The sequence below is a fragment of the Alphaproteobacteria bacterium genome (assembly GCA_037146715.1).
In the GTDB taxonomy this organism is placed as follows: domain Bacteria; phylum Pseudomonadota; class Alphaproteobacteria; order UBA7879; family UBA5542; genus JBAWWO01.
In genome coordinates, this window is the sequence record JBAWWO010000002.1 from 71,061 (window position 1) to 96,350 (window position 25,290).

At 42.1% G+C, this 25,290-nt stretch carries 27 protein-coding genes and 2 tRNA genes; 12 read left to right on the top strand and 17 right to left on the bottom strand.

The window, feature by feature from the left end:
* The first annotated feature begins 7 nt into the window (after positions 1–7).
* Positions 8–1,759 carry an ABC transporter ATP-binding protein gene (locus WCG05_01305; protein MEI8320633.1) on the top strand — a complete coding sequence of 584 codons (1,752 nt, stop codon included), beginning with the start codon at positions 8–10 and terminating at the stop codon, positions 1,757–1,759.
* Here the strand turns inward: WCG05_01305 and WCG05_01310 are convergent.
* The 4 genes from WCG05_01310 to WCG05_01325 all read right to left on the bottom strand — a co-directional run bounded on the left by WCG05_01310 (position 1,756) and on the right by WCG05_01325 (position 4,221).
* Positions 1,756–2,316 carry a cob(I)yrinic acid a,c-diamide adenosyltransferase gene (locus WCG05_01310; GenBank protein MEI8320634.1) on the bottom strand — a complete coding sequence of 187 codons (561 nt, stop codon included), beginning with the start codon at positions 2,314–2,316 and terminating at the stop codon, positions 1,756–1,758. The genes WCG05_01305 and WCG05_01310 overlap by 4 nt on opposite strands.
* A 136-nt stretch (positions 2,317–2,452) precedes the next feature.
* Entirely contained in the window at positions 2,453–3,187 is a 735-nt protein-coding gene (locus WCG05_01315) for an RNA methyltransferase (protein ID MEI8320635.1), read from the bottom strand.
* Complete coding sequence (locus tag WCG05_01320; GenBank protein MEI8320636.1) at positions 3,184–4,125, bottom strand: L-threonylcarbamoyladenylate synthase; 942 nt, start codon at positions 4,123–4,125, stop codon at positions 3,184–3,186. Before WCG05_01320 ends, WCG05_01315 begins: the two co-directional genes overlap by 4 nt.
* A gap of 20 nt (positions 4,126–4,145) precedes the next feature.
* A tRNA-Phe gene (locus WCG05_01325) sits at positions 4,146–4,221 on the bottom strand.
* 83 nt (positions 4,222–4,304) lie between these two features.
* Between WCG05_01325 and WCG05_01330 the strand changes: the two genes are divergently transcribed.
* On the top strand, positions 4,305–5,519 hold the full coding sequence (locus WCG05_01330; protein MEI8320637.1) for a multidrug effflux MFS transporter: 1,215 nt from the start codon (positions 4,305–4,307) through the stop codon (positions 5,517–5,519).
* A gap of 1 nt (position 5,520) precedes the next feature.
* Here the strand turns inward: WCG05_01330 and hemW are convergent, their stop codons facing one another.
* The 4 genes from hemW to rph are packed head-to-tail and all read right to left on the bottom strand — an operon-like array spanning position 5,521 to position 8,637.
* Positions 5,521–6,660: a radical SAM family heme chaperone HemW gene (gene hemW, locus WCG05_01335; GenBank protein MEI8320638.1), complete on the bottom strand. Its 1,140-nt coding sequence runs from the start codon at positions 6,658–6,660 to the stop codon at positions 5,521–5,523.
* Entirely contained in the window at positions 6,657–7,286 is a 630-nt protein-coding gene (locus WCG05_01340) for an O-methyltransferase (protein ID MEI8320639.1), read from the bottom strand. Before WCG05_01340 ends, hemW begins: the two co-directional genes overlap by 4 nt.
* Before the next feature lie 8 nt (positions 7,287–7,294).
* Complete coding sequence (gene rdgB, locus WCG05_01345) at positions 7,295–7,906, bottom strand: RdgB/HAM1 family non-canonical purine NTP pyrophosphatase (protein MEI8320640.1); 612 nt, start codon at positions 7,904–7,906, stop codon at positions 7,295–7,297.
* Positions 7,903–8,637: a ribonuclease PH gene (gene rph, locus WCG05_01350; GenBank protein MEI8320641.1), complete on the bottom strand. Its 735-nt coding sequence runs from the start codon at positions 8,635–8,637 to the stop codon at positions 7,903–7,905. The genes rdgB and rph overlap by 4 nt, the downstream gene beginning before the upstream one ends.
* Positions 8,638–8,741: 104 nt before the next feature.
* Here rph and hrcA point away from each other — a divergent pair, with 104 nt between their 5' ends.
* The 7 genes from hrcA (at position 8,742) to WCG05_01385 (ending at position 14,309) form a co-directional block, all read left to right on the top strand.
* Positions 8,742–9,776 carry a heat-inducible transcriptional repressor HrcA gene (hrcA, locus tag WCG05_01355; GenBank protein MEI8320642.1) on the top strand — a complete coding sequence of 345 codons (1,035 nt, stop codon included), beginning with the start codon at positions 8,742–8,744 and terminating at the stop codon, positions 9,774–9,776.
* Positions 9,777–9,877: 101 nt separating this feature from the next.
* Entirely contained in the window at positions 9,878–10,645 is a 768-nt protein-coding gene (locus tag WCG05_01360) for a hypothetical protein (GenBank protein MEI8320643.1), read from the top strand.
* A gap of 57 nt (positions 10,646–10,702) precedes the next feature.
* Positions 10,703–10,779 (top strand) — tRNA-Arg (locus WCG05_01365).
* A gap of 42 nt (positions 10,780–10,821) precedes the next feature.
* Positions 10,822–11,280, top strand: a complete 459-nt coding sequence (locus tag WCG05_01370; GenBank protein ID MEI8320644.1) for an NfeD family protein — start codon at positions 10,822–10,824, stop codon at positions 11,278–11,280.
* A 6-nt stretch (positions 11,281–11,286) separates the two neighbouring features.
* On the top strand, positions 11,287–11,508 hold the full coding sequence (locus tag WCG05_01375; GenBank protein ID MEI8320645.1) for an exodeoxyribonuclease VII small subunit: 222 nt from the start codon (positions 11,287–11,289) through the stop codon (positions 11,506–11,508).
* 109 nt (positions 11,509–11,617) lie between these two features.
* A complete protein-coding gene (locus WCG05_01380) occupies positions 11,618–13,672 on the top strand; it encodes a mechanosensitive ion channel family protein (protein MEI8320646.1) in 2,055 nt (684 codons plus the stop codon).
* Between the two features lie 10 nt (positions 13,673–13,682).
* On the top strand, positions 13,683–14,309 hold the full coding sequence (locus tag WCG05_01385; protein ID MEI8320647.1) for a hypothetical protein: 627 nt from the start codon (positions 13,683–13,685) through the stop codon (positions 14,307–14,309).
* Positions 14,310–14,480: 171 nt separating this feature from the next.
* Here WCG05_01385 and groL read toward each other — a convergent pair whose 3' ends face one another.
* On the bottom strand, positions 14,481–16,130 hold the full coding sequence (gene groL, locus WCG05_01390; protein MEI8320648.1) for a chaperonin GroEL: 1,650 nt from the start codon (positions 16,128–16,130) through the stop codon (positions 14,481–14,483).
* A gap of 22 nt (positions 16,131–16,152) precedes the next feature.
* Positions 16,153–16,437: a co-chaperone GroES gene (gene groES / locus WCG05_01395; GenBank protein ID MEI8320649.1), complete on the bottom strand. Its 285-nt coding sequence runs from the start codon at positions 16,435–16,437 to the stop codon at positions 16,153–16,155.
* 249 nt (positions 16,438–16,686) lie between these two features.
* On the opposite strand from groES, the gene dprA reads away from it, so the two are divergent.
* Entirely contained in the window at positions 16,687–17,778 is a 1,092-nt protein-coding gene (dprA, locus tag WCG05_01400) for a DNA-processing protein DprA (GenBank protein MEI8320650.1), read from the top strand.
* 87 nt (positions 17,779–17,865) lie between these two features.
* Entirely contained in the window at positions 17,866–19,785 is a 1,920-nt protein-coding gene (asnB, locus tag WCG05_01405) for an asparagine synthase (glutamine-hydrolyzing) (GenBank protein ID MEI8320651.1), read from the top strand.
* Between the two features lie 161 nt (positions 19,786–19,946).
* On the opposite strand, the gene WCG05_01410 is transcribed toward asnB, so the two are convergent.
* Complete coding sequence (locus WCG05_01410) at positions 19,947–20,495, bottom strand: hypothetical protein (protein ID MEI8320652.1); 549 nt, start codon at positions 20,493–20,495, stop codon at positions 19,947–19,949.
* Positions 20,496–20,752: 257 nt separating this feature from the next.
* Between WCG05_01410 and WCG05_01415 the strand changes: the two genes are divergently transcribed.
* Positions 20,753–20,950: a hypothetical protein gene (locus WCG05_01415; GenBank protein MEI8320653.1), complete on the top strand. Its 198-nt coding sequence runs from the start codon at positions 20,753–20,755 to the stop codon at positions 20,948–20,950.
* Between the two features lie 340 nt (positions 20,951–21,290).
* Here the strand turns inward: WCG05_01415 and rplS are convergent, their stop codons facing one another.
* From rplS to WCG05_01445, 6 genes are all read right to left on the bottom strand, one after another.
* Entirely contained in the window at positions 21,291–21,698 is a 408-nt protein-coding gene (gene rplS, locus WCG05_01420) for a 50S ribosomal protein L19 (protein MEI8320654.1), read from the bottom strand.
* A 16-nt stretch (positions 21,699–21,714) separates the two neighbouring features.
* The gene (gene trmD, locus WCG05_01425) at positions 21,715–22,428 is read right to left on the bottom strand and encodes a tRNA (guanosine(37)-N1)-methyltransferase TrmD (GenBank protein MEI8320655.1); all 714 of its coding nucleotides are present in this window, start codon (positions 22,426–22,428) and stop codon (positions 21,715–21,717) included.
* Positions 22,425–22,958, bottom strand: coding sequence for a ribosome maturation factor RimM (rimM, locus tag WCG05_01430; protein MEI8320656.1), 534 nt, complete (start codon positions 22,956–22,958; stop codon positions 22,425–22,427). The genes trmD and rimM overlap by 4 nt, the downstream gene beginning before the upstream one ends.
* Positions 22,959–23,146: 188 nt before the next feature.
* Positions 23,147–23,728 (bottom strand): 30S ribosomal protein S16, encoded by a 582-nt coding sequence (gene rpsP, locus WCG05_01435; protein MEI8320657.1) that lies wholly within the window; start codon positions 23,726–23,728, stop codon positions 23,147–23,149.
* 14 nt (positions 23,729–23,742) lie between these two features.
* Complete coding sequence (ffh, locus tag WCG05_01440) at positions 23,743–25,089, bottom strand: signal recognition particle protein (GenBank protein MEI8320658.1); 1,347 nt, start codon at positions 25,087–25,089, stop codon at positions 23,743–23,745.
* A complete protein-coding gene (locus tag WCG05_01445) occupies positions 25,089–25,280 on the bottom strand; it encodes a CDGSH iron-sulfur domain-containing protein (GenBank protein MEI8320659.1) in 192 nt (63 codons plus the stop codon). The genes ffh and WCG05_01445 overlap by 1 nt, the downstream gene beginning before the upstream one ends.
* Between the last annotated feature and the right edge of the window lie 10 nt (positions 25,281–25,290).

Below are 25,290 nucleotides of genomic sequence, written 5' to 3' on the forward strand. Positions count from 1 at the left end.
TTCATCCATGTCCGTGTTTAAGTTTATTTTACAGTCTTTAATGCCCTTTAAGTGGAAACTTTTGGGAACAGCTTTTATTTGTGTCGTATGGGCCACAGACTTATCTTTAACACCCTACATCATCAAAACAATTATTGATCGAATCCAGTTTTTGGCCCCTCATCAAGCTTATGAAGCTTTATTTTGGCCAGCCATTGCTTATGTGGCTTTGCGCACTACGGTTGTATTTGGATTTCGTGTTTACGAATATATTGGAATTTATATTTATCCCCCCCTAAAGCGCCACCTGGGAAAAATTCTGATGGAAAGAATGATGCAGCATTCCCATCAGATGTATCAAAACCAATTTGCGGGTAGTTTAGGAAATAAAATGAAAGATGTGATCAGTGGTGTTCCTGATCTTGTGGAATGTATTATTGATCGGTTTTTTGCCTATGGGATGGCCATGCTGATTGCTATTGGAACCTTATGGACTGTGAATGTTAAGTTTGCCCTTTTGCTAACTGTTTGGATTGTTGTTTCCCTTATTGTTACTCTTTTGTTTGGCTGGGCGGGTAGCAAATTCAATAAAGCAGCCTCTGAACAAAGCTCAAAAGTTGTCGGCACGATTGTTGATACCATCAGCAATATGATGAATGTCCGCTTGTTTGCGGCTATTCCTCAGGAACGCAAAATTCTAAACCATGAATTAAATCATTCCGTCAAAGCAGAACAACTGCGCAATGGTTGGTTCCTGAAAATGTTTATTGTTTTAGGCATCAGCTTTGTTACCTACGAAGGCAGCACCCTCTTCCTATTAGTAAAGGGATTTAAAGAAGGTCATATTACGGCGGGGGATTTTGCCTTAATCTTAAGTATTGGTATGTCCATTGCTCACTGTTTGTGGGATACAAACAAGGCCATTTATATTTCGACAAAATACTATGGCCAAATTTCCCAAGGACTTAACGTTGTTCTGTTACCCATTGATATTCAAGATAAACCTGGGACTGAACAGTTAACAATCACAAGAGGAGAAATTGTTTTTGATAAGGTTAAATTTCAATACGACGATACGCAGGAATTGTTCCAAGATAATTCCGTAATCATTAAGGGTGGCGAAAAGGTTGGTCTTGTTGGGTATTCAGGCAGCGGAAAATCAACCTTTGTGAATTTAATTTTGCGTTTGTTTGATGTAAAAAATGGATGTATTTTAATTGATGGGCAAGATATTCAAGAAGTAACCCAAGATTCCCTTCATGAAGCCATTGGGATGATTCCTCAGGACCCGGTTTTATTTCATCGAAGCCTGCTTGAAAATATTCGTTATGGTAAGTTAATGGCCTCCGATGCAGAGGTTATGCAAGCAGCTAAGCGCGGCCATGCGCACGATTTTATCGAAAATCTACCTCAAAAGTATGAAGCCTTAGTGGGGGAACGGGGTGTTAAACTTTCCGGCGGGCAACGGCAACGGATTGCCATTGCACGAGCTATTTTGAAAAATGCACCCATTTTGATTTTGGATGAGGCCACCTCTCAGCTCGATTCTGTAACGGAAATAGATATTCAAGACTCTCTATGGGAATTGATGCAAGGCAAAACAACGATTGTGATTGCTCATCGACTATCGACCCTTTTGAAAATGGATCGCCTAATGGTTTTTGATCAAGGTAAAATTGTAGAAAGCGGAACGCACAAGGAATTGCTGGCTAAAAAGGGAATGTATAAAGCCCTGTGGGATGCCCAAGTGGGTGGCTTTTTGCCAGATAATATAGATTAAAAGATTATCTGACTTTTCCCAGGAATCCACAAAATATCTTTTCTTCCTCTGTCATTCTCAAAGCGAGCCAGCACAAAAAGATAGTCGGAAAGTCGATTGATGTAAGACAAAACAAATGGATTCAAAGATTCTTCTTTTGATAAATGAACCAAAGAGCGCTCGCATCTACGAGATACAGTGCGGGCTCCATGGATATAACTTGAAGCCGCTGTTCCCCCAGGCAAAACAAAGGAATTCAGAGGAGAAAGATGGATATTTAAAGTATCAATTCTATCTTCAAGCCAAGTTACTTGAGGTTCTGTAACCTTTAGTTTGGTGGTTGAATTCGTGATACATAAATCTGCTCCCACATCGAATAAATCATGCTGAATGTGATTTAAATCTTCCAGAAAATCTTTAGAAACGTGAAAATGACAAATACCGATCCAAGCGTTCACTTCATCCACGGTTCCAATGGCTTCAATTCGGGGATCATCTTTAAAGACGCGCTTACCGTCCCCCAAGGATGTTTTGCCCTTGTCGCCCCCTTTTGTGTAAATACGTGTTAATTGAACCATGATTTAAAATTTTGTTTGTATTCTTCATGATAATGCCGGAACTAGAAAAAATATAGAAGAAAAATTTGGGAATAGTGTCATAAAAGAAATGGATCCATGGGTCAATCCCGTGGAAGACACTGGGGAAAGTGCTGGTTTATATGGGTTTGGAAATGATATGGGGTCCTTCTTCCAAGGATCGAATCACTCCCCTCAAAGTGCGGACCTCTTGTTCTGTCAAATCAATGCGCTGAAAAATATTGCGCAAATTTTGTAGCATTCGTTTCTTTTTGTGGGCTGGGCGAAAAAAGTCAGAAGCCTCTAAGGAATTTTCAAGATGCTCTAAAAACAAATTAACTTCAAGGCGAGAGGCGGGAGTCCCCTCTCTATTCTTAAAATTACCCTTGGGATTTGTTTGAACAGCCTGATACCACTCATAAGCACAAATCAAAACCGTTTGGGCCAAATTCAAAGAACTGAAATCCGGCTTTGTTGGAATTTGAACTACTGCATTACACAAAGATAAATGATCATTCGACAACCCATACTTTTCTGGTCCAAACACGATTCCAGCCTTCTCATAACCACTCGTGATAAGATCATGCACCATTTCTTTGGCTGTAAAAACAATTTTTTCCAGTCGTCGGTGTCGGGCCGTTGTGGCCACCACATGGGTCAAATCAGCAATAGCATCTTGAAAATTTTCGAATACTTTGGTGTTTTCCAAAATGGCTTCCGCCCCAGCAGACGCTCTGACAGCCATTTCATTAGGCCACCCATCCCGTGGATTAACAAGACGCAATTCCGAAAGGTCACAGTTGCCCATGGCTCGGGCAACCATTCCAATATTTTCCCCCAGTTGAGGATCAACTAAAATAATAATGGGTTTCATAACTCTTTCGGTGCCGCAGCCCGCCTTAAACGATCATTAATGGCTAACCCTAACCCCTGCTCAGGAATAGGGGCCACAGCGATTCCTATATAAAGATCAGAGGCGTCCAGCATATGTAAATAAGCAAAGAAACGAGATGCTGCCTCAATCAAATTGCCTGAATCACTCAAGTTCCATGGAGAATAGGCAATAGGTCCAAATCCTAAAAATATTTCCCCCGGTAAACACTCTGTAGCATTCATCCGCAATGGCAGTCGAGGAGCATAATGATTTTTTAATTGACCGGGTGCCTTGATGGCATCAACTTGATCTTTTTTTCTGACGGAATGTTGCAAAAATTGTTCTATTTCTATCACGGGTAAGGCTCCGTACCGTAAAACTGTTGGATGTTCTGGCGTCGCATCAATAATGGTTGATTCCAAACCTTTTGCACAAGGTCCTCCATCCAAAATCAGGGATACTTTTTTGCCTAAGTTGCGAACCACATGGGATGCATTAGTTGAACTTAAAAAGCCAGAAGGGTTGGCACTAGGGGCCACAATTGGTTTTCCAAAATCCTGGAGAATTTCTTGAAAAACAGGATGAGACGAAACCCGAATAGCAATGGTTTCCAACCCCGCCGTTGCAAGCATAGACACCTGAGCATCCTGTGCTTTTTGCACAACCAAAGTTAGGGGGCCGGGCCAAAAAGCATGGGCTAATTTTAAAGCTGTTTCGCTAAAGTGGCCTATCTTTTGCGCAGATTCTAAATCTTTTACATGGAAAATTAAGGGGTTGAAGGAAGGTCTTCCTTTAATGGCGTAAATTTTAGCCACTGCCTTTTCATTAGAAGCATCCGCCCCAAGTCCATAAACCGTTTCTGTGGGGAATGCGACAACTTCTCCACTTTCTAAAAGGTCGACTGCTTGTTTTATTTGTTGTTTAGAGGGAGCTATCATCAAAAGGTTCTAACTTTAAGTGGTGCCTAGGGGCGGAATCGAACCGCCGACACACGGATTTTCAGTCCGTTGCTCTACCGACTGAGCTACCTAGGCCTAGGAACTTGTATAATTCAAAACATTCTCCTTGTCTATCTTTTGATGGGATTAGAAGTAAATTTTATGATATAGCTTATACCATGTTAAAAAAAAGTGACACACTACCTCTTTGGTTGTTAATTCTTATCGTTGGGTTTCCTGTTCTGTCAGAAACCGTCTATACCCCCGCTTTGCCAGATATAGCGCATTCTTTAAAAGTGCCTGATTCCTGGGTGGAATACACCCTAACCATTTACCTGATGGGGTTCGCGGTGGGTACTTTTTTATGGGGAATTTTGTCAGATACTCATGGACGAAAACCCTATCTTTTGCTGGGATTTCTTGTTTATGTTTTGGGAACAATTGGGTGCTATTATTCAGAATCTATCGAAATGCTTTTAACCGCCCGCTTTATTCAAGCATTTGGAGGAAGCACAGGAAGCGTCTTAGGTCAGGCTATCACAAGAGATTCCTTTCAAGGATCCTCATTAAATAAAGTTTATGCATTGGTGGGAAGCGCCATTGGTATATTTCCAGCCTTGGGACCCGTGATAGGGGGAGTGATTGATCAGTCTTATGGATGGCATGCTATTTTCTTATTTCTGATCGGATGGGGCGTACTGTTATGGTTTAGCATTCTAAAGTTCTTGCCAGAAACCCACCAAAAAAGAACTGTTGCGCAAAAGGTCCCTATTTTGCACACAATGAATCGTTTGCTAAGAGATAAAAGAGTTTTAGGTTTCTGCTTTTTAGTAGGGGCTGGCAATGGCATTTTTTTCAGTTACTGTGCGGAAGGCCCTTTTTTCTTGATTGAGGTCTTAGGTCTGACCCCCAGTGCCTATGGGGCAACTTTTTTTGGCTTGTCTGGAGCCCTTGTGTTGGGAGGTTTTGCCTGTCGCAAACTTCTTGACCATTATGGTCCCTTAAAAATCATACAGCTAGGTTTACATATTATGTTGGCAACACAAGCTTTGTTTTGTGGGGTGATTTTGGCATCTCATAGTGTTGTGATAGCCCCAAGTCTTCTAATTGCAACAACCATCATAACCATAACCATCAGTGGTTTTGGGTCTATTATGGTTAACTCAAGCTCTCTCTCTGTCGCTCTAGAAAACTATAGGGATGTGACGGGAACGGCCTCTTCCTTCCTGGGATTATCCTATTATATAGTGATTTCCTTATTTACTTTGGGGATGGGTCTGTTACATAACGGAACCTTGATGCCCATGCCCCTTTATTTTTTGGCCATCACCTTGGCGGCGTGGGTTGTCTTTAAGAAAGTCTTGTGGATTCCGAATAGAGCCCAGGAAAAATAATTTAGGTAACGATATACTTTAACACACTATTCAATCGCAATTGACCGGCGGGGGTTAAGATAAGTCTGTCCTTAGTCGCATGCAACAAATTCCCCTTCTGGAGCTGCTCTAACTTAGAAGACTTTAAAAGCTTTTCCCCTTGCTCGGGACAATAGATCATCAGTGTTTTTATTTGAAGACCGTCTTTTAGTCGTAAGCCCATCATCAAAATTTCTTCAAAAATTTCCTGTTTTGATAAAAGTATTCGTTCGTGTTCCCCACAAGTTTCCAACCATTTTTCTGGGGATCGATGTCGTCGAATAGCCCACTTATTATTAGTAGAATCCGTCAAACGTCCATGAGCACCGGGTCCTACCCCTATGTAGTCATTATAGCGCCAATAAGTTATATTGTGGGCACACTCTTGACCTGGCTGGGCGTAATTGGAAATCTCGTAGGCTTCGTACCCTTTGTCTTGCATAGCGTCCCGAGTGAATTCATAAAAATCTGCACTTTTTTCTTCATCCGGCATGGTAAAATCACCCCGATGATAAGCCAAATAAAAAGGCGTTCCCTCTTCAATGGTCAACTGATACAAAGATAAATGACCGCTTGCTAACGTAAGGGCGTGGGTCAATTCTTTCTGCCAGGTTTCAAGAGTTTGATTCGGGTGTGCATAGATCAGATCAAAGGAATATCTAGGGAAAACTTGACGAGCTTTTTCGATGGCCTGCAAGGCTTCAGTCGCCGTATGCCCTCGCTTTAAAAATTTTAAAGTTTCATCATTTAAAGATTGTATACCCAAAGAAATCCGATTAATGCCCGCAGCAGAAAAATCCTTAAGTTTGCTAACTTCCGTTGAATTTGGGTTGGCCTCTAAGGTAATTTCCACCTGGTCTGAAACAGGCCAATGGGCATAAATAAAATCAATCAAACTGCCTGCTAAAGAGGGCGGCATAAGAGATGGCGTTCCACCTCCGAAAAAAATACTAGTTACCTGCTTTGAAGACGTTTCGGATAAACAGGACTTCAAGTCTTGTAAAAGACCTTGTTGCCATTGGTTAATATCAATCTTTTCCCGCACGTGGCTATTGAAGTCACAATAGGGGCATTTAGACAGGCAAAAGGGCCAGTGAATATAGATTCCAAAAGACGACTTCATCTTTTATGCACAAGGGTCACCCCATCTGAGAAAGGCAATAACAATGAGATTACCCGATTGTCTTGGTGAATTTTCTGATTCAAAATATCCATTTCTGGTGAAATTTTTCCTTTTTGCAAAGTGTTGTCTAGAACCATCAACCCATTAGGTTTTAAAAGTTTTAGACCATATTCATAATATTGGTCATAGGCTTTTTTGTCCGCATCGATGTACATAAAATCAAATACTTGATTTTCGTCTAACAACTCTGAAAGGGTCTCAAGGGCAGGTCCTAACCTTAATTCTATTTGATCTTTATGCCCAAATTCTTCCCAAAATTCTTTCGCAATTTTTGTTATGTGGGAATCATGATCACAAGTGATAATTTTTCCTTTTTCCAGCAAGGCTTCGGCCATAGCTGTTGCACTGTATCCACCTAATGTTCCAAGTTCTAGAACGTATTTTGCTTTGCTTGTCTGAATTAAGAAAGCCAGAAGTTGAGTCACCTCTGGAGCCGTTTGCATAGGGCCGCCGGGAAAATTCATCATATGGGTACGTAGCTTAACTAAGTTAGCAGATTCCCTGTATCCAACTTTTTTAATATAGTCATCTAAAAGAGGATTCGAAAAAAGATTTTCTAAGGACACTTAAACCCTTAACTCTCACTCAAAACAGACTTCGCCAAGTTCTTAAAAGCTTCAGACCTGTGGCTGATGAGTTGCTTTTCAGACAGGCTCATTTCTGCAAATGTTTTGTCATAGCCAATAGGCTTGAAAATAGGATCAAATCCCAAGTTGTTAGTTCCTTTTGGGGGCCAACTAAGTTCGCCTTCAACTTTACCATCAAAAACTAAACTGTTTTCTTGATCGGGAAACGTCAGGGCCAGATAACAAACAAAAGAAGCTCGTTTGTCGGGGCGGCTTTCCACACTAATTACTTCTTCGTAAATCTTATTCATGGCGTGGCTATAGTCCTTATTGGGCCCCGCCCAACGCGCTGTAAAAACGCCTGGTTGCCCCCCTAAAGCACGAATGCACAAACCCGAATCGTCGGCAACTGAGGGAAGTTTTGAATGTTGGGCGCAATGCCTGGCCTTAATCAAAGCATTTTCCTCAAACGAAACACCTGTTTCTTCTGGTTCTAGAATATTCAATTCTTTAAGTGATAAAGCCTTAATACCGTAAGATGCGAACAGATCTTTCAGTTCAAGAATTTTTCCTTCATTGCGGGTTGCCAAGGCAATCGTCAACCCCTTAGATAGTTTCAATTGTCTTTCCTCCCTGTAAAAAGTATCTGCAATTGTTTTCGATCTAGCTCTTTAATACCCGATCGAGCCAAATTTAGCAATTCCAAAAACTGAGACTCTTCAAAAGGGCCTTTTTCTGCCGTTGTTTGAATCTCTATAATTTTTCCTTTTCCAGTTAGAACAAAGTTTGCATCTACCTCGGCATCACTATCTTCTTCATAATCCAAATCTAGAACGGAAACTCCCTTATAAATACCACAAGATACTGCTGCAACAGAATCTGTTAAGGGAATACTTTCCAGAAGCCCCTTATCAACAAGCTTCTGTAACGCCAAGTAAAGAGCAATATAAGAACCGGTGATAGAAGCTGTGCGAGTTCCCCCATCTGCTTGAATGACATCGCAGTCAATTTTTATCTGGCGCTCACCCAAGGCTTTTAGATCCGTAATACATCTTAAAGATCTTCCAATAAGTCTTTGAATTTCATGAGTTCTGCCCGTTTGTTTGCCACGGGCGGCTTCCCGATCAACACGTTCTTTAGTAGCCCGAGGTAGCATTCCATATTCAGCTGTAATCCAACCTCTCTTGGTATTCTTTAAAAAAGAGGGTACCTTTTCTTCAACCGTTGCTGTACACAAGACATGGGTATCCCCTAACTTGATCATGCAGGAACCTTCTGCATGTTTAGATACGTTTATTTCAAAAGTAAGGGGTCTTAGTTGATCTGCTTTTCTGCTGGAGGGTCTTTTCATTTCAAACCTTTAGTTGACGTTTGTCACAAGGATTACTAAATTTGGGTTAGGGCAAATGTAGCGAACTTGCTACAGAACGTAAAGAAAATTTTGCAAAGGCCATAATGGACTTAATTAATAAACGATCTTTAGAGATTTTAAACCACATTGTGGAAGCCTATGTGGAAACGGGTGAGCCAATTGGATCTTTGGCTCTGGCCGAGCGTTTGGGGATGAATGTATCATCTGCAACTATTCGCAATGTTATGGCTAGGTTAGAGGAAGTGGGGCTTTTATATTCTCCTCATACCTCAGCGGGACGTTTGCCAACCGAGGCAGGACTTAGATTTTTTGTGCAAGGTCTTTTAGAAACAGGCGTGTTGTCAAATGAGGATCGTTTGATGATTCAATCTCAGTGCGTACAAAAAGGGCTTACTGTGGATGAGGTCTTGGGCCAGGTTACATCTATTTTATCGGGTCTTTCATCGTGCGCTAGTTTTTTGATCTCCCCAAAAAAAGAACTAACTTTAAAACACATTGAGTTTGTCAGCTTACAGCCGGGTAAAGCCCTGGCAATTTTGGTCACAAATGATGACGAGGTAGAAAATCGTTTGATTGATGTCCCCAAAGGGATCCCACCCTCTGCTTTAGCAGAAGCCAGTAACTATTTAAATCATCGTTTAGTTGGCAAAACCTTAACTGACGCCAAGCAGCAAATTCTAAAAGAACTTAGTTCTCACCAAACACAGCTCGATCAACTAAGTCAAAATGTTATCGAAAAAGGGTTGGCCTTATGGTCTGGAAAAGAAAAGAATCCTTCTTTAATTATTCAGGGGCAATCTAAATTGCTGCACAATGTAGCCCACTTGGAAGAACTAGAAGCGATTAAAAATATTTTTGGCATGCTGGAGCAAAAAGAAACACTTGTGCATCTGCTGGATGCCTCGCTGCAAGGCGACGGGGTGCAAATTTTTATTGGAGCCCAAAACGAGTGGTTTTCTTATGGAGGTTGTTCTTTGGTGCTGTCCCCTTATGGAAATTCTGAAGGTAAAATAATTGGGGCCGTGGGTGTTATTGGTCCTACCCGTATTAACTATGGGCGCATTATTCCCATGGTTGATTATACGGCTAAGATTGTTAGTCACCTTTTAAAAAGATAATTTTGTCTAGAAGAAAAAAATATATTTTTGCAAGTTGATTTCTTTTTCCAATTGCGCTAGATAAAGAGGATAAATCTTGAAACATTAGAAAGAGGTATCCTATGAAAAAGATTTCAATTCTATTAATCTTATTGTTCTCTTATTCTCAATCCTATGGTGCGGCAGCAGAAGATGATAAGGAAAATGGCTGGTGGCCTACTATATCAAGATTTTTTAATGCAGTGTATTCTCGAAATGAAGAGCCAAAAAAAATTCAAGAAAGTTGGCCCCTGAGAATATCGGAAATGCTAAAAATACAACCCGGGACCAGTGATTTTGAATTATTTGAAAAAGCATGTGCAGCAATTCCTATTAGGTCCCAAAAATGGATAGAAAAAACCATAATTAAGGAATCTAAAAATTTACCACAGGATCCTTCACAAAAAGCTGTCGTAATTGATCTCCTAGCTATTGTATATTCAAGGTCTACCCCTTGGGATGAAAGAGCTGAGTCGGACATTTTGGACCTTGGTCGCACCGCCCTTCAGATTTTGAAAACTACGGGCACTAATCAAAAAATATTTATCGGAAGGTTAAAGAAGCACTTAGACCCAGAATTTCTGCCAAGCGAGAAGGCCTTAGTCATTGAACTCGCGTCCTGTTTTGATCAAATTCCCGAGAGCCTTTATGATGGAGTTTTGACTCATTTGCAGAGTTATTCGGGCTCCAAAATAGAAACCTGGACAATGCTATTAGAGTTTAAGGAATCGGACCTTGACTTCCAGAAATTGAGTGATCTTCTACAAGATCTTGAGACTGATGATCCCGATTCATGGGAAAAGCCTTCTCAGATTAGCAAAGCAATTAAAAAGAGCTTGAGAAATCCTTGATACCAAACCTCTTTTGTTTTGCAATTACAATTTAAACATTTTATAACCTTTAGGGTGGCGCTCGTAGCTCAGTAGGATAGAGCACAAAATTCCTAATTTTGGGGTCGGAGGTTCGAATCCTCTCGAGCGCACCATTTTTCCTTTTCAAGAACCAAAAATCACAGTACGATCTCTCTATGGGTATATTACAAATCACTTATGCTGAATGGTTCACTCTGGGGGTTCTTCTTTTCCTGATAGCTCTTATCGTCAGAAGAAAGATCTCTATTTCCCTAAGTTTGGGGGCAATGTTGACAGGTTTGGTTGTGTGGGGATTTACCTTATACACAGAAAGCATCACTATTTATAAGGAAATCTGGTTACAACTGGTTATTTTCTTTGCTTCCTTTTTGCTTATTTCTTTTATTTTTCCTGGTCATTTAATATCCCGCAAGGGAAGAATCCCCTCCAGCAAATTCCGTCCGAAAAAAGGTCAGGTCTTTGTGCTCCCTACCCCCATTGTCGCAGGGCAAGCCCTTATTGAAATTGAGGGGCAACAATGGACAATCATCGGCCCCGATTTACCCGCAGGAACTTCTGTGGTAGTATCCGCCACGGAAGAATTTAGAATTTTTGTTAACACTCTATCAAAATAAAGAACGATGAAAGAACTCATGACTTTTGAAAAAGCTCTGGAAGAGCTAGAAACTATTGTAAAAAAGCTAGAACTTGCTCAAGACAGCTTGGAAAACTCAATTGCTTTATATGAAAAAGGCGTTCAGCTCAAAAAATTCTGTGAAGAAAAACTGAAGGATGCCACCCTCAAAATAGAAAAAATCAGCTTGAGCAGCAATGGCACCCCCGAACTGGTGGATCAGATTTAATCTTCTCGCACACAACATCTTCCCCAGACCAGAAGATCTGCTTCTTTCCTGACATATACAATTAAAAATCTGTATGATAGGATTATAAAAAAGTAACAGCGAGATACTCATGAAAAAAATATTTTTAATCACTTTATGTGCCCTGATGTTTTCTCTTGAAAGCCCTGCTGCTTCATCCGTTGCTGGCATGTTAAAAAGCGGCGCTGATGAGGTCGTAAGTGCTGGGTCCAGTTTGAATAAATTCTCAGACTATCTCTCGAAAAATTTTAATGAGAGTTTTTCCTCGGTTCGTCATATTTTTCAATATTTTGACACGGAAACCGCCTCTATTGCCCCAGATGAAGGGTCCTGGGGCATTTTAATTGCCCAGTTTATTAAAACCCTTCTGGTTCTGTTTCTGTCAATAGGGGGCTTTTTCGTCCTGCAACGCTTTATCTTTTTTGTGTGGATTCATCACCCATCTCAGAAAGGCTATAGCATTAGCAAAGGAGACCGAATTTTATTCTATGTTGCCCCGTGGATAGTTTTTCTTTTGCTTGGAAATTTTTTTGCTAATCTATTCAGCTTATTCCCTGTGTTACACAGCGCCTTGATAAAAACTTTCTTTATTTTTGCAACTATTTTTCCCATCAAACAAATTGCTTTTCTGTTTTATAAGGTAGATCAAAAAAATCTAGACGTAAAATCTCGCAAAAAGCTAAGAATGGTTGCCCCACCCTTTATTTATCGGTGGGTAATCTATTTGTTTTCTTTGGGTTTGATCTGCGCTGGGTTGATTTTAGTTTCTGCTTTTTTTATGGATTTTTTAATAGACCACAAGGGGGATGTGGGCCCTCTGATTTATAATCACCTTCATCATCCTTCAATCATTTTTCCTGGGCAGTTAGTCTTTTATTTTTATATGGTTAGTTTGTTTTTATTTGTTTTATCTCTTGAACTGTTTTCTGAAGAAAACAAAAAAATACTTCCTGACAAAAAACTGCATGTTTTTGCCCACTATTGGAAACATTATGGAAAATATTGGAACCATCTGGCCAGATGGGGAATATTATGTTCTTTTTTTATATGGTTTGGGGTTGAGGTGGAACTTGTGCCCTCTAAATTTCTGGATATTCTTTTAGGGGTCGATTTCCTTTTAATTCTGCTGTCTTCCCGTGCCGTTACAACAAATGTTTTGGGCTATGTTTCCGTAAGACTGACTGAGAAAATCCTATCTTCAAAGATGATTGATATTTTAGATTGTCGAAAATTTTTCCGACTGGTCGGCTATTCTATCTATTATTTTCTATCTTTCTATTGCCTGATGAGTCTGTGGGGTTTTGATAAAGCAACTGAATCCATAGAGCACATATGCTATATTTTGTTCGAAAAAATCTTCTTTATTTCGCTTATTATCTTTATAACCTTTTCCGTAAGAAATTTCTTTCTTTCTATCATTAGAAAAATCTTAAATAGTCGAACGGAAAAAGAAATTGCTCTGCGGTCAGGAAACAGGTTGTATACTTTTCTGACGGTTTTTGAAGCCCTTCTTCCCACGTTTCTTTGGATTCCAAGCCTAAGCATAATTCTGCTTCTGTTTGGATTAAGCGGCACAATTATCTTGATGGTATTTGCGGGTCTTGGTGCCGTTCTTGTATGGGTGGGCCAAAACGTGATGCAAGACATGATGAAAGGCATCATTTATATGATGGAAGATATTGTGGTTATTGGGGAAGAAGTTACCATCAATGATCATACGTCAGGCCGCATTGAGCGCATCAGTTTACATAGCATTTCCGTGCGAGATTTCAATGGACTCCTTCACACTTATTCCTTTGGAAAAATTGACTCTATTGCCAGTTCCGAATGGAAATTTGTTAACCTAGTTTTGGATGTTATTATTGATTATAAGTCAGACCTAGAAAAAGCTATGGAGCTGATGCGAAAAGTTATTTTAGATATGAAAAAAGACCATGAAGATCAAAATCTACTTCAAGAAAACACGCTTGAGGTTTATGTGGAAGACTTCATTCAATATGGGGTTCACGTGAAAGCCCGGATCAAGATGATTCCTGGTGCAAGAAAAACTCTAAAAACAGTTTTTTACCGCAGACTTAAACAAGCTTTTGACAAAAATAAAATTCAGATAGGAATTGTGGATCCAACAGTTACCTTGAATCCTTAAAAGATGAAAAATGATAAGAACTGTCTCTTTTTTTAGTTTGATGTTATTATTTATTTCAACATATGGGGCTCCGTCAGAAAGCATTATTAAGAACTGGGCCAATGAAGAATATATGCGCCCTTATTATGGGACTATATCTGAATTTCGAAAACTTATAGAGCAAGCCTCTCCAAAATCTAAAAATGGCTTCATAAACCACCCCACGCCAGATTTTGATAATTTTAGATCCCCAAAATATTTATTTCTAGAGATCGCAAAAGGAGATTACATTACTGGATTTTTCACGCCTTTTGGAAAAATAACTCTTATGCCCAGTGGGGCTCTAGATGATTGGATAGAGTACACACAAAAAATTATGAGCCAAGCAGCCAATCAATGGGAATTAGTTGATGTGACGTCTCATGTTAAGTGGTACGAGTTTTCTGGCGGCAAAGATGGGGAATCTATGCAAAAACCAGTGACTCTTAAGCAAAAAAGTGCAAAACTTTTTCTGATAAAATCTTTTAAGGGACATCAATTTATCAAAAGCCCTGACAAAGAATTTCTATTATTTTCTAGCGTATCTCTTTCGGACGAGTGCAGCGAGAAAGACACGGCTCTATTCCACAAACTTTCTAGTGGCAGGAATTGTTTCTAAATCTTCGATCCACGATGGAGCACCACAAAAGATTATGGTTTTTGTAAAAACCTAGATTTTTGCGTCGAGTACGAGTGAAATAAAGGGCGTGGATTCCGACGTGTACATTTGGGTACATGAGGAATCCACGAGCTTATAATTTCGCGAAGTAATCGGCCAAAAGGCTAGGCTTTAAAAGCCCATGCCGCCCATACCGCCACCACCCATTCCACCCATATCGGGCATGGATGATTTAGGTTCGGGTTTTTCCACAACAATCACTTCTGTTGTGACTAGCAAACCAGCAACGGACGCTGCATCTTGCAGGGCTGTCCGCACCACTTTTGTTGGATCAACCACACCAAATTCGAACATGTCGCCATATTCATTGGTTTGGGCGTTGTATCCAAAATTAGGGCTTTTTTCGGCTAAAATACGACCCACAACGATGGAAGCTTCTTCGCCAGCGTTTTCAACGATCTGACGTGTTGGAGACTGAATAGCCCGACGAATAATGTCGATTCCCATTTTTTGGTCATCATTGGCTGGATGCAAGTTTTTGAAGGCTTCTTTAGACGCATGCAAAAGAGCTGCTCCTCCACCGGTAACAATACCTTCTGCCACAGCTGCACGGGTTGCGTTTAAAGCATCTTCAACGCGATCCTTGCGTTCTTTCACTTCAACTTCCGTTGCACCGCCTACACGAATAACCGCAACACCACCAGACAGTTTAGCTAGGCGTTCCTGCATTTTTTCCTTGTCATAATCAGAGGTTGATTCTTCAATCTGTGCCTTGATTTCATGGCAGCGTGCCTCAATTTTCTTAGCGTTGCCAGCTCCATCAACAAAGGTTGATGTTTCTTTTGTAATCACAACGCGCTTTGCAGACCCTAGCATATCAGGCGTTACATTTTCCAACTTAGCTCCAGTTTCTTCAGAAACCAAAGTAGCCCCTGTCAAAATGGCTAGGTCTTCCAACATGGCCTTACGACGGTCCCCAAATCCAGGCGCTTTAATCGCGCAGATCTTCAACCCACCGCGAAGCTTGTTCACAACCAAGGTTGCTAAAGCTTCCCCGTCAAGATCTTCTGAAACGATCAAAAGCGCACGACCGGATTGAGCCACTTTTTCAAGTACTGGCAAAATAGGCTGTAGGGTGGAAATTTTCTTGTCGTGAATCAGAATGAAAGGTTCATCCAGCTCGCAAGTCATTTTTTCTGGGTTCGTTACGAAATAGGGGGAAATGTAACCGCGATCCAGCTGCATTCCTTCCACGATTTCAACGTCCGTTTCCATGGCTTTGGCTTCTTCGATAGTGATCACACCCTCTTTACCCACTTTTTCCATGGCTTTGGCAATCATGTTACCGATTTCTTTTTCGCCATTGGCAGAAATGGTTGCAACCTGGGCAATTTCAGCATTCGTTGTAACCTTCTTTGAATGCTTTTGGACATGAGCCACAACAGCTGTAACAGCCAAATCGATTCCACGCTTCAAATCCATAGGATTCATACCAGCTGTAACAGCCTTGAAACCTTCCCGCGCAATAGACTGGGCCAAAACAGTTGCTGTTGTTGTACCGTCACCCGCAATATCATTTGTCTTGCTGGCAACCTCACGAATCATTTGCGCGCCTACATTTTCAAACTTATCAGCAAGCTGAATTTCTTTGGCAACGGAAACACCATCTTTTGTGATACGGGGTGCCCCAAAAGATTTTTCTAAAATTACATTACGCCCCTTTGGACCCAATGTTACCTTCACGGCATCAGCTAGAATATCTAGGCCTTTCAACATCTTGCTGCGTGCGTCTGTTGAAAACTTGATTTCTTTTGCACTCATAACTTTATCTCCTTATTAACAACTATATAATTCCAAAAACATCAGATTCTTTCATGATAAGCAGCTCTTCACCGTCTATCTTGACTTCTGTGCCTGACCATTTTCCAAAAAGAACAGTATCACCCACCTTAACTTCCAGGGGGTGCTGTTTGCCGGTTTCATCGCGGGCACCAGCCCCAACAGCCAATACTTTACCTTGAATAGGTTTTTCTTTTACCGTATCGGGGATAATGATGCCCCCTTTGGTTTTTTCTTCTTGTTCTAAGCGACGCACTAAAATACGATCGTGTAAGGGTTTAAATTTCATGGTCTTCCTCTTTTTAAAAGGGTTATTACGAGTTAGCACTCTTGTTCTTAGAGTGCTAATCTGGGTATAAATCAAATTTTTCATCCGGTCAAGAGGAGTATATAAGAAAATTAGAATTATTCCCCACCCTCGTCATTGCGAAGAAATTCGCAGAATTTCTGTGGCAATCCAGCCTCTCTTTTTCCAACTTCAAATTAAAGCAACATTGCCCTCTTGATTTTTTCTCCATTTTTTTGTTTCATCTGTTCCATGACAAACCCTTATCTGACAGAAACTTTACAACTGATCCGCAGTGAAAATCTGGGGCCGTTGACCTTTCATCGGCTGCTCCAGCATTACCCAAATCCAGAAACCATTGTGACTCAGTGGGATGAGATTAAGGGACGGCTTAAGCGCAAAATTACCCTGCCCCCCCTGCCTCTGATCCACACAGAAATCGATAATACCTTAAAATTTGGGGCCCAGTTCATCACCCTTTTTGACCCCCAGTATCCAGACCTTTTAAAGCAGCTGCCCGATGCGCCACCTGTTTTGATTGTAAAGGGGAATCTGGATTTGCTCACCCAAAACACTTTAGGTCTTGTTGGGGCGCGCAATGCCTCAAGTCACAGCTGTCGCCTTGCTTTTAAGATCGCTGCCACCATGGGAAAAGCCGACTGGGTTGTGGCCTCAGGTTTAGCCCGGGGGATCGATACGGCTGCCCATAAGGGGGCTTTAGAAACGGGTACCCTTGCGGTGATTGGCGGCGGTATTGACAATGTGTATCCGGAAGAAAACAAAGTGCTCTATGAAAAAATTTCCCAAGAAGGTCTCCTACTAACAGAAGTGCCCTATGGAACCACCCCACAAGCCTCTCACTTTCCCCGGCGCAATCGGTTGATTTCTGGCTTGTCTCAAGGGCTGCTGGTGGTTGAGGCCTCAATCCAGTCCGGGTCCCTGATCACCGCCAACTGCGCCACAGAACAGGGTCGGGAAGTCTTTGCTGTACCGGGTTCCCCCATGGATCCCCGATGCCGGGGCACCAATTTTTTGCTGAAACAAGGGGCTATTTTAACAGAATCGGCCCAAGATATTTTAAATGTATTGGAAAAAAGATCTATGTTGCACGCCCCCCAGCAAAGCACACTGTTCGCAGAAGAATCCCCCCTGGAATTTTCCCCAACAGATGTGCAAAACACCTTGCTGACTGTGCTGAATGCCACCCCCTTGTCGGTCCATACCTTGATTCAAGAAACCCGCCTGCCCGCTGACAAGCTGTGGCCTCTTTTGCTAGACTTAGAGATGTCTCAAAAGATTGAACGCCATCCGGGGGATTCTTTTTCGAAGGTTTTTGCATCTTAAATCCGCTACCATCACCTTGAATTTATTTCGGGATGACGATTGAAGTTGAATGGTATAATGTCAGATCATAAATCATAGAAGGACGTCATGTGTGGATTAACCGGCTTTTGGGAGCTTAAAACCCGCTTTACAAAAGAAAATGAACATCAGGTTGCTGAAAAAATGGCCCTAAGCCTTAAGGCGCGGGGACCAGATGATAAGGGCACTTGGGTTGATGAAAATATAGGTTTAGCCTTTGGTTATAGGCGCTTGGCCATTATTGACATTTCTCCCCTGGGGGCCCAACCGATGGTATCGACTTCAGGCAACAGTGTTTTGGTTTTTAACGGGGAAATTTATAATTTTCAAGAGATACGGCACGACCTTGAATCCAAAGGCATTCGCTTTAAAAGCCATTCTGATACAGAAGTTTTACTGGAAGCCTGTGAATTCTACGGAGTTCAGAAAGCTGTTGAAAAATGCTTGGGCATGTTCGCCTTTGCCCTGTGGCGCCGGGATGAACAAAAGCTTTATTTATGCCGGGATCGGCTTGGGGTGAAGCCTCTATACTGGGGCTTTCATAATAAAGTTTTGTTTTTTGGATCTCAGGTAAATAGTTTTTATGCCCACCCAGCTTTTAAGCCTGAAATTAATCTGGAAGCCCTGGGACTTTATTTTAAATACAACTATGTACCCAGCCCCCTATCTATCCTTCAGGATATCAACAAAGTAGAACCTGGGCATATTTTAACCATTGATGGGCAAGGTCATGTTCAAGAAACCACCTATTGGTCCCTGGATAGAGCTTTACAAAGAGCCCAAGAAAATCCCTACACCCAAAGCTTTGAACAGGCCTGTGAGGATATTGAAACCTTATTGAAAGACTCAGTCAAAAAAAGAATGATTGCGGATGTTCCCTTGGGGTGTTTCTTGTCGGGGGGGATTGATAGTTCAACGGTTGCGGCACTGATGCAAAGCCAATCACCTACCCCTATCAAAACGTTTTCTATTGGCTTTCATGAGGATTTTTATAACGAAGCGCCCCACGCCAAAGCCATTGCCAACCATCTGGGAACAGATCACACCGAATGGTATTGTGGACCAAAAGACTGCTTAAATCTTGTGCCCGAAATCTGTGAGTGGTTTGATGAGCCCTTTGCGGATGCCTCCCAAATTCCCACCTATCTGGTAGCCAAAATGGCCCGACAGCATGTGACCGTAGCTCTGTCAGGGGACGGAGGAGACGAGGTTTTTGCAGGATACAATCGCTATCAAGCCCTAAGCCGCTATGGATGGATTTTTAAAACCCCCATGTTTTTGCGCAAACTTGGTAGCACGGGCCTGCGTGGGATACCACCTTCTTTGTTGAAAGCGGTGGAAAAATCAGGGGTTTTTCAACTTGCTCAATTGCAGGAAAAAACCCATAAAATAGGGCAGTTACTAGACCTAAACACGATAGAAAACTTATATGACGGGCTGGTATCTATTTGGAACCACCCGTCATCTCTTTTAAAGAACTTCCCCCATTTACCAAATTCCCTCCCTAAGGTTATGGGGGACCCCATCCTTTATATGCAAATGCAAGATATGAAAACCTATTTGCCCGATGATATTTTGGTGAAAGTTGATCGGACCAGCATGGCTGTCAGTCTTGAGACCCGGGAACCCCTGCTGGATCACCGGCTTTTGGAGCTTAGTTTCCGTTTGCCCACGTCCTTTAAAATAAACAAACAGACCTCTAAGCGTCCTTTAAGGTGGATTGCACACAAGCATATTCCAGTTGAGCTTTTAGAGCGTCCCAAGCAAGGATTTTCCATTCCCCTGGATCAATGGCTGCGTACAGGTTTGAACCCCTGGGCGTCTGATTTACTATCAAAGAATCAACTGGATCAGGATGGCATTTTAAATAGTGAGTTCATTCATCAGCAGTGGGCTGACTTTAAAAACCACAAATCCGTCAACCCCCATGGTCTGTGGGGCGTTCTGATGTTTCAATCTTGGTATCAGCGATTTAAAGAGATGAGGTAATACGGTTTTCCCTGGTCGTGATCCTCTAACGTAAAAGATTGGGGGAAGTTCCGAAAACTGCCCCTTTTCTGTCACCAAATCCTAATATGTACAAGGATGATGAAAGGGGCAGGGTCAAGCCCGAAAAGGCAATAAGAGGGTATATTTTAAAGGTTAGCTTGCTATTCGCTTCTTTCCTCGGCAGTTCTAGGAAGATCAAAGAAATTCCGCACATGCAAAGATTGAGGATCAGGGAAATAACCCCCCATAGGTTTCAAATAGTGACACGTTTTGGAGAATTCTGCAGCATAGCCATAGCGTAAAAGAGATTCATAATCTTTGTATTTATGTTCATTCAATAGGTCGTTCGCATCCCTTTTTGAGGCATAATCTGTTGAATGATGCATATCGAGAGAATTCATAAGATTGTCCAGATAAGATTTATTCGCAATGATCTCTAACTTTACTTTCTGCATTGCCAAACCATATTTTTTAACATCTGCTAAGGCTTGTTTATAGCCTTCCATATATTTGGAATACTGTTCAAATTTGCCGTTATTGTCTTTAACCGCAGTTTTCATCTTCTTTAGAATTTCTTTGGCAGTTTCACTAGTGCTCTGATCCGCAGCAAAAGAAGACTCGAAAGAAGCAAGGCCACAGAAAAAAATGAAAATAAATGATAAAGTCTTGTACATGGTATCCCCTGTTTTCTTAAATGTTGATCCAATCATAGCATATAAAAATGTTTACACAACTGGAAATCTTGAGTTTTCTTAAATTATTTTCCTTTTGTTGCTTAAGAAACAGAAAAATAAAACAGTCCAGCTTCTTTAGGGGGTTAAACTGCAACCATGGGGGTTTTTGTTACTTTACAATTACCAAAAAAACAAAAAAGATCAGAAAAAACGCATTATTTTCTGGAACTCTAAAAAAAGTTATGATAGGGATAAGTTATGGAACAACAATCCTAAACGTAAAGGAGATCGACGTGAAACAAGCATATATCATTTTGTCTCTTGCCGCTTTGTTGGCTTTGGCTAACTGCAGCAAGAAAGATGAAGCTTCATCAGATCAAGCAACAGAAACAACAACAGAAACAACAGATGCATCTGCCACTTCTGGAGACGCTTCTGAAGCTTCTACTGATGCTGCTGCTGATACAAGCTCTGACGAAAAGTCTGAGTAAGGTCTGAATAAAGTTTTACTTTATTTTAAAGGTGAAAGGCTTTCTTATTAGAAAGCCTTTTTCTTTTGGTAGAAACCGAACCCAATCTCCCCATTTCTTTCCTTGAGCTGACTCTAGGACCCCCGCCTTACTTACAAAGGATAACCTAACGAAACAATCCACCTGTTGCGTAGCAACCAGTCGGAACGCCTACTATGTAGAAAGAAAAAGGAAGTGCTGGATTACGACAGCCTTTCAGACCTCGTAATGACGGAAATTGGAGGCAGCAGCACTCTACTACTTTCCTCGGACGACCCGAGAACCTGCAGTTTCGCGATGCCCCTAAAGGCTAGGTTTTAATCTACTCTAGATCTGGGGTTACTTGCTGAACAGCCGCAACCTTTACAGGGCGAACAGTCTTCTTTTCTGCGATCCGCGCACTCTTTCCTTTACGATCTCTTAGATAGTAAAGCTTAGCACGACGCACATCACCGCGACGAACGACAGTGATTGTGATGCGCGGAGAATACAAGGGGAACACACGCTCAACCCCTTCTCCATAAGAAATTTTACGAACGGTAAAAGACGAGTGCAATCCCGCATTCTTTCGGGCAATACAAACACCTTCATAAGCCTGAATACGTTCACGATCCCCTTCAACCACTTTCACGTCAACACGCAAACTATCGCCGGCAACAAAGGCTGGAATAGTTTTATTTTCCGTTAAGCGCTTAACTTGCTCTTGTTCAATCTGTTGTAAAATATTCATAACAAAACCTAACTTTTTATTTTTCAAACTTTCTACGCACGTATTCGGCCCATAAATCTGGGCGACGCTTCTGGGTTAACCGCTGTGATTCACGCAATTTCCATTTCTGGATTTGCTCGTGGTGGCCCGAAAGCAATACACTGGGAACTTCTAACCCTTCCCAAACCTGGGGCTTTGTATAATGGGGGTATTCCAAAAGTCCCTGTTCGAAGCTTTCTTCAAGCAAAGACCCCTGATCACCCATCACCCCGGGCAACAGGCGCACGCAAGCATCAATCAACGCAAGGGCGCCTAACTCTCCACCAGACAAGACAAAATCACCCAGACTTACTTCCTGGATCCGTCTCTTCTGAAGAAGTCTTTCATCAATACCCTCATATCTTCCACAAATCAAGTGAATTTTTGAACCCTTTATCCAATTTTTGACCATAGCCTGATTTAAGGGCTTTCCCCGGGGGCTTAAATAGATCAGCGGAACATCAGAATCCCGGGGCACAGACTGCAAGGCCTGGTCTAAAATATCGGCCCGAATAACCATGCCTGCGCCGCCGCCAAATGGGGTGTCATCAACGGATTTATAGTTGTCTCTGGCGAAATCTCGAATATTAACGGTTGTTAAATCCCAAATTTTTTTCTCAAGGGCCCGTCCCGTCAAAGAAAATCCTAAGGGACCGGGGAACATATCAGGAAACAGGGTGAAAACTGTCGCATGCCAAACAGGGGCTGTCATTTAGGCTCTTCCTTTAACTGATCTGCGAAAGAATCTTCCACCTGCAAAAAGCCCTGTTTCAACTCAACCACAGGAACAAAATCATCTTTAAAAGGCACAAAAACCGTTTCACCAGGGTGTATAGATTGGACTTCCAGCAAAGGCCCTGCGCCAAAATGCTGGACACTCACAACCATTCCCAGGGATTCACCGGCAAGAGACTGAACGGAAAGCCCCACAAGATCGGCCTCATAAAAAGTCTGGTCGTCCAAGGATGGTAGCTCAGAATGATCAATGAAAAGTTCAGTGTTTTTAAGCTGTTCAACGGCTGTACGGTCCGTAACGCCTTGAATGTTAATAATCGCAACTTCCTTTTTCAGGTAAGAAATTTTTATTTTGGGAAAAGGGGTTCCGTCTTTTTTTTGTAAAGTTTTAAACTGATCTAAGTCTTTTGGATTTTTAAGGAAGCACTTCACGCGGGCTTGTCCCTTAATACCCTGAGGCGCCACAATCAAACCAACAAGTACTTTTTTATCAGGAGTCCAAGTCATAGAAGTATCCTTTATTGCATCCCTCGGGCTTGACCCAAGGACTCACGCCTTACTTTCAACACTGGCCGCTCTAACGGGGGTGCGTTCCGCACCCGAGGGAATCCATTGGAGGCAGGTTTTCCACGTCCTTGCAAGAAGGGCATAGCCTAACGAAGCAATCCAGCTTCCTTTCGTGACCTCGTAAAACCCTATTCTTTATTTTCTTCTTCAGCTGGAGTTTCAACTGATTCAGGTGTTGTCTCTTCTGGGACAACGCTTTCTTCAGCCGGCACTTCTTCTGAAGCACTTTCTTCAACAGTTTCAGCTTCAACAGAAGCTTCTTCTGGTGCAATCTCTTCTGCTACAGATTCTTCAACAACTGGTTCTGCAGCTGCTTGAGCTGCAGCAGCGGCTTCCGCTTCAGCAGCATCTTTAGCCGCCTGTTCAGCAGCAGCTTTTCTATCGATATCAGCTTGAACACGTTCCATAGCTTTGCGCTTTGGTTTGTTCTTTTTTGTTTGTGGTGTCAAAGGCTTCTTTTCCAAAATTCCGGCATTTGCCAAAAACAAGTGAATGCGGTCAGATACTTGCGCGCCTACAGAAAGCCAATGCTTAACACGATCTAGCTTCAAAACAACGCGACTAGGGTTTTCTCTGTCCAAGAAAGGATCATGGGAACCCAAGCGTTCGATGTACTTGCCATCACGCGGGTTGCGCTCGTCCGTCACAACGATGTGATAATAGGGACGCTTTTTTGCCCCTGCGCGAGCCATTCTAATTTTTAGTGCCATTTTCTTTTCCTTCTTTAGTTAAATAAATTCTTTAAACCACTTTGCAAAAATCCCTTTTTGCTCATCTTCTGAACCCTTTTCATCATCTGTAAGGTTCCTTCAAACTGTTTCAAAAGCCGATTCACTTCTTGCACCGTGGTGCCTGATCCTAAAGCAATTCGCCTTCTCCGAGACCCATTTAAAACCTTATAAAAGCGTCTCTCTTTCGGAGTCATAGATTGGATAATAGCAATCTGTTTTTTCAGAATTCTATCGTCCACTTGCTGTGACGCCATCTTTTCTTTCAGTCCTCCCATACCGGGAAGCATGTTCAAAAAGCCAGACATTCCGCCCATCTTCATCATTTGTTGCAGCTGGGCAGCCATATCGTTCAGGTCAAAAGACCCTTTTTCGATCTTCCTGTTTAGCCTTTCTGATTCATCTTTGTCAATAGTTTCTATTGCTTTTTCTACTAAAGAAACAATATCCCCTTGATCCAAGATGCGTCCAGCCACCCGATCCGGGTGAAAAACTTCAAGGGCATCAACCTTTTCGCCCACCCCCATGAACTTAATAGAACACCCAGTTACCTGCCGAATGGAAAGAGCCGCCCCACCCCGGGCGTCTCCATCCAACCGGGTCAGAATAATACCTGTAAGACTTAATTGGTCTTGAAAGGCTTTTCCAATATTAGCCGCATCTTGCCCCGTCATGGCATCCACCACCAGCAGGGTTTCAATGGGCTTCACATGGCGTTTAACCTGAACAAGCTCGTCCATCAGAGCTTCATCAATGTGCAAACGCCCCGCCGTATCCAGAATCAACACATCATAAGCTTCCAAGCGCGCGGCCTTGAGGGCCCGTTCCGCGATATCCAGAGGCCCCTGCCCTTTTATAATAGGCAGGCTATGGCCATCAATCGTATGGGCCAACACCTCTAATTGTTCCTGAGCCGCCGGACGATAAACGTCTAAGGACGCCATCAAAACTTTTTTCTTCAGCTTGTCTTTTATATATTTAGCCAGCTTGGCTGAGGAGGTTGTTTTACCAGACCCCTGCAACCCCACCATCATAATGATCGCTGGCGGCGTGGTGGCCAAGTTCAGCTCTGTCGTTTCAGAACCCAGAACCTCAACCAATTCATCATGCACAATTTTGGTGACAAGGTGGGCAGGCGACACACTTTCCACCACCTTTTGCCCAATGGCTTTTTCCTTAACTTTTTCAATAAAATTTTTAACAACGGGCAAAGCCACGTCGGCTTCTAGCAAAGCAATCCTGATTTCCCGCAGGGCTGTGGTCACATCTTGTTCCGTTAGGGCTCCCTGCCGGCCCAGCCCCTTAAGAACGTTGGTGAGTTTTTCTGATAGACTTTGGAACATTATTCTTGAACTTCTTTCACGCAGCCATCAGTGAATTGAACCGTCTGTTCAATAGGAGATTCATAACATAAAGATTTAAGCCCTGATCCCTTATGACTGCCATCACAGAAAGGATAGTTGGCGCTTTTCTCACAGGTGCAGAAAAAATATTTTTTTCCGGCCTCAATTTTTACAATAGATTCTAATTTCATGATTATGAAA

Bases quoted from the DNA above. Each gene is read 5' to 3' on its own strand.
- WCG05_01305 (MEI8320633.1), top strand. From the start codon at position 8: ATGTCCGTGTTTAAGTTTATTTTACAGTCTTTAATGCCCTTTAAGTGG.
- WCG05_01310 (MEI8320634.1), bottom strand. From the start codon at position 2,316: ATGGTTCAATTAACACGTATTTACACAAAAGGGGGCGACAAGGGCAAA.
- WCG05_01315 (MEI8320635.1), bottom strand. From the start codon at position 3,187: ATGAAACCCATTATTATTTTAGTTGATCCTCAACTGGGGGAAAATATT.
- WCG05_01320 (MEI8320636.1), bottom strand. From the start codon at position 4,125: ATGATAGCTCCCTCTAAACAACAAATAAAACAAGCAGTCGACCTTTTA.
- WCG05_01330 (MEI8320637.1), top strand. From the start codon at position 4,305: ATGTTAAAAAAAAGTGACACACTACCTCTTTGGTTGTTAATTCTTATC.
- hemW (MEI8320638.1), bottom strand. From the start codon at position 6,660: ATGAAGTCGTCTTTTGGAATCTATATTCACTGGCCCTTTTGCCTGTCT.
- rph (MEI8320641.1), bottom strand. From the start codon at position 8,637: ATGAAAAGACCCTCCAGCAGAAAAGCAGATCAACTAAGACCCCTTACT.
- hrcA (MEI8320642.1), top strand. From the start codon at position 8,742: ATGGACTTAATTAATAAACGATCTTTAGAGATTTTAAACCACATTGTG.
- WCG05_01360 (MEI8320643.1), top strand. From the start codon at position 9,878: ATGAAAAAGATTTCAATTCTATTAATCTTATTGTTCTCTTATTCTCAA.
- WCG05_01370 (MEI8320644.1), top strand. From the start codon at position 10,822: ATGGGTATATTACAAATCACTTATGCTGAATGGTTCACTCTGGGGGTT.
- WCG05_01375 (MEI8320645.1), top strand. From the start codon at position 11,287: ATGAAAGAACTCATGACTTTTGAAAAAGCTCTGGAAGAGCTAGAAACT.
- WCG05_01380 (MEI8320646.1), top strand. From the start codon at position 11,618: ATGAAAAAAATATTTTTAATCACTTTATGTGCCCTGATGTTTTCTCTT.
- WCG05_01385 (MEI8320647.1), top strand. From the start codon at position 13,683: ATGATAAGAACTGTCTCTTTTTTTAGTTTGATGTTATTATTTATTTCA.
- groL (MEI8320648.1), bottom strand. From the start codon at position 16,130: ATGAGTGCAAAAGAAATCAAGTTTTCAACAGACGCACGCAGCAAGATG.
- groES (MEI8320649.1), bottom strand. From the start codon at position 16,437: ATGAAATTTAAACCCTTACACGATCGTATTTTAGTGCGTCGCTTAGAA.
- dprA (MEI8320650.1), top strand. From the start codon at position 16,687: ATGACAAACCCTTATCTGACAGAAACTTTACAACTGATCCGCAGTGAA.
- asnB (MEI8320651.1), top strand. From the start codon at position 17,866: ATGTGTGGATTAACCGGCTTTTGGGAGCTTAAAACCCGCTTTACAAAA.
- WCG05_01410 (MEI8320652.1), bottom strand. From the start codon at position 20,495: ATGATTGGATCAACATTTAAGAAAACAGGGGATACCATGTACAAGACT.
- rplS (MEI8320654.1), bottom strand. From the start codon at position 21,698: ATGAATATTTTACAACAGATTGAACAAGAGCAAGTTAAGCGCTTAACG.
- trmD (MEI8320655.1), bottom strand. From the start codon at position 22,428: ATGACAGCCCCTGTTTGGCATGCGACAGTTTTCACCCTGTTTCCTGAT.
- rimM (MEI8320656.1), bottom strand. From the start codon at position 22,958: ATGACTTGGACTCCTGATAAAAAAGTACTTGTTGGTTTGATTGTGGCG.
- rpsP (MEI8320657.1), bottom strand. From the start codon at position 23,728: ATGGCACTAAAAATTAGAATGGCTCGCGCAGGGGCAAAAAAGCGTCCC.
- ffh (MEI8320658.1), bottom strand. From the start codon at position 25,089: ATGTTCCAAAGTCTATCAGAAAAACTCACCAACGTTCTTAAGGGGCTG.
- WCG05_01445 (MEI8320659.1), bottom strand. From the start codon at position 25,280: ATGAAATTAGAATCTATTGTAAAAATTGAGGCCGGAAAAAAATATTTT.